General features: G+C 31.7%; 4 protein-coding genes. All 4 read left to right on the forward strand.

Translation table 11 applies throughout. The features are described 5' to 3' along the window. Positions 1 to 125 precede the first annotated feature (125 nt). On the forward strand, positions 126 to 593 hold the full coding sequence (locus tag JCM9157_RS22815) for a VanZ family protein (protein WP_052013329.1): 468 nt from the start codon (positions 126 to 128) through the stop codon (positions 591 to 593). Positions 594 to 821: 228 nt separating this feature from the next. After that, complete coding sequence (locus tag JCM9157_RS22820; protein WP_235715086.1) at positions 822 to 1109, forward strand: hypothetical protein; 288 nt, start codon at positions 822 to 824, stop codon at positions 1107 to 1109. A 154-nt stretch (positions 1110 to 1263) separates the two neighbouring features. Next, complete coding sequence (locus JCM9157_RS22825; RefSeq protein WP_035668775.1) at positions 1264 to 1839, forward strand: hypothetical protein; 576 nt, start codon at positions 1264 to 1266, stop codon at positions 1837 to 1839. Positions 1840 to 2060: 221 nt separating this feature from the next. After that, positions 2061 to 2643, forward strand: a 583-nt coding sequence (locus JCM9157_RS22830) for a hypothetical protein (protein ID WP_035668776.1), incomplete at its 3' end; no start/stop codon positions are given.

Consider the following 2643-nt stretch of genomic DNA (forward strand, 5'->3'; position numbering starts at 1 on the left):
TTGAACTAACGGGAGCATTAGTTGAATAAAATTTGCGCACTTACTGTTGAAATTTACGAGGCAATTAACTGGTTACGAATAACAAACAATCCATGGACATACCTTTTATTGAGGAGGTATGTCCATTGAAACTGTTAGTTCTTGATTTGAAATCAAAATCGTGGATTATTCTTTTTTCTTTGTTTTATATTTCTTTGGTGTTATTCGTTAGCTTTTTAGGAGTCAGTTCGTTTTATCCAGGAAGACTTGATGGGAGTTATACTGGAGTGTCACATAATTTTGTCCCTTTTGCCACCATTGGCACTTACCTATTTAATATTCATAGCTATAATTTTACTACTTGGTTTTCTAATACTTTCGGTGTAGTGTTACTTTTCATCCCAATAGGAGTTTTAATTCCACTCCTATTACCTAAATTAAAGAACACTTCGACAATAGTATTAATATTGATGTTTAGTCTTACTATTGAATTAGTGCAATATGTTACACAATTAGGTGTGTTTAATGTAGATGATATTATGTTAAATACATTAGGTGGATTTATAGGTATTTTGATTTGTAGTTATTTAAAAAGAAAGAGGTTATTGAACTAAAGGAGGCGTTTCTGCAATAATGCAGAAACGCATTTTTTTGTACTTATAAAGGAAATTAATGATGTTATGATTAATAGTAAGTAACTATGCGAATGGATTGAGTAGGAGAGGATAGTGACAAATGAAAAAAAGAGTTAATTTTATATCACAGGCTTTAGCACTGTTTTTTTTCACTTTTATGGTTGTAATAGACTTCTTCCCTGATATAGTAATAACTATGTCGACTGGGTGATAGGAGTTGTTATCTTTATTGTATTGGCTGTTATTACCCGTCAAAAAGGAGAACCAGTATTTAAGTCAAACAAACAAGAACTTATTTTCATTGTTTTTTCGGGGATATACTTCTTCTCCCTACTTATAATTTTAAGTTTACTTGGTGGTGTTTCTCAGGTTGGTATTGGATTGACTAATCCAGTCCTATGGGGGTTGTATTTGTTAGGAGTTATTGGTGCTTATAATAAATATAAGAAGGAATTAAAACAAGCAAGTAACGATGGAAGGGGAACTTTTCAGTAAATGAGTGCTTGTTGCACTAACGGATGCGATAGCTTAACAAAGGGTTGTCGAATATGTCTGCTCCTATTGCGCTAAAGGCGCAGTATAGCGGAAAGTGAATATTTGTTAATTTACAGGTTAAGGTAATACCTAAAAACAGTTAGGGTGATGTAAATTGACGAAAAATATTTTTCTTGTAATGCTTATTTTTAGTACCTTTATTTGTGGAGTAAACAGTGTAACAGCTTCTGCAAAGACAAACAGTGAGTCTCGACCTTTTGAAGAAATATATCCTCAAATTGGTTATAAAACGGTTGAGGAAGCTGTTAAAGAATTTGAAAATCATTTCAAAAAAGACTTAAAACTACCGCTGAGGCTCCCGCCTTTAAACTTTACACACCATTTTGGAAGGTTTACAGATGCAGAAGGTGACATAAACGATTCTCTTGAATTAGAGTTTATCAATGATAAGTCACCAGAAAATAATTATTTTATCTTTGTTCGACCTATTGAGCATAAAATTCCAATCAAAGATAAGCGGATTGTTAAAATATTCAAACTCAAAAACGGCAATGAAGCAAAGTTTATTAACGTTTCAGACTCTTTTGAAGCCCTCGTTTTCGAGAGAGATGATTGGCAATATATGTTTAATATTCCTAAGAAGATTTCAAAAAAGGTCACTCCTGAAAAGTTAGTTGAAATAGCCGATTCAATTGATTATCCAAGTAAAAAGAATAATCCATTAGAATAAAAGGTATTGTTTATCTATCAAACGAGTGCTGTTTTCTTATTAAAGTAACGGGTGCGTTAGTTCAATAACAAGGGAACCTACGGATAACGAGGGTTCTCTGATTTTTTGTTATAAAATCAACAATATTATTTAACATAGCTAAATAAAGAAAGAAAGTAACCAAGCTGCGAATAAAAGTAAAATAATGGAATAATAATAAAACTATGAAGGAGGAGTTCAACATGAAAAAACAACTAACTTTGTTTCTCGCGTTTTGTAGTATTCTATTGTTTTATCCACCTCAAGGTTTTGCTGCTAGTGAGTGTTCAGAGACAAACTCAATATTCAAGGTCCTAAATAGTGAAGATAGTCATTGGTTTGCGGAATTAATAAATGCGGAGCGCAATAACAAAGTGACGAAAGAAGATTTGATGGTTACTGATGGAGAAATTTCTTTATCAATTTGTGAATCTTATGTTAATGACAATAGAATTTCTTACTCTTTTAAAGTAACTTTTAATGAGGAAGTAATAAAACCGAGTTTTTTTAATCATGACATATTAAATAAGCCCTTGATTTCTGTTAATGGGGAATGGACAAATCATAGTGATGTAATTTGGACGGAGAAAGTATCTGAAAATGAATATATCGGTGTTCAAGTTATTGATGTTCACACAAAAGATATTGATAAAAATGATACATTTGAAATTATCTATCAAATGAATCTTGGTCAACAAGGTATATGGGAATTAATAATTAATGAAGAAGATAAAGCAGTAACCTATGAAGAAAAGTATGAAGTAGAAACCTACGAAGACAAAATAG

The sequence above is a fragment of the Halalkalibacter akibai JCM 9157 genome (assembly GCF_000513135.1).
Taxonomy (GTDB): domain Bacteria; phylum Bacillota; class Bacilli; order Bacillales; family Bacillaceae_D; genus Halalkalibacter; species Halalkalibacter akibai.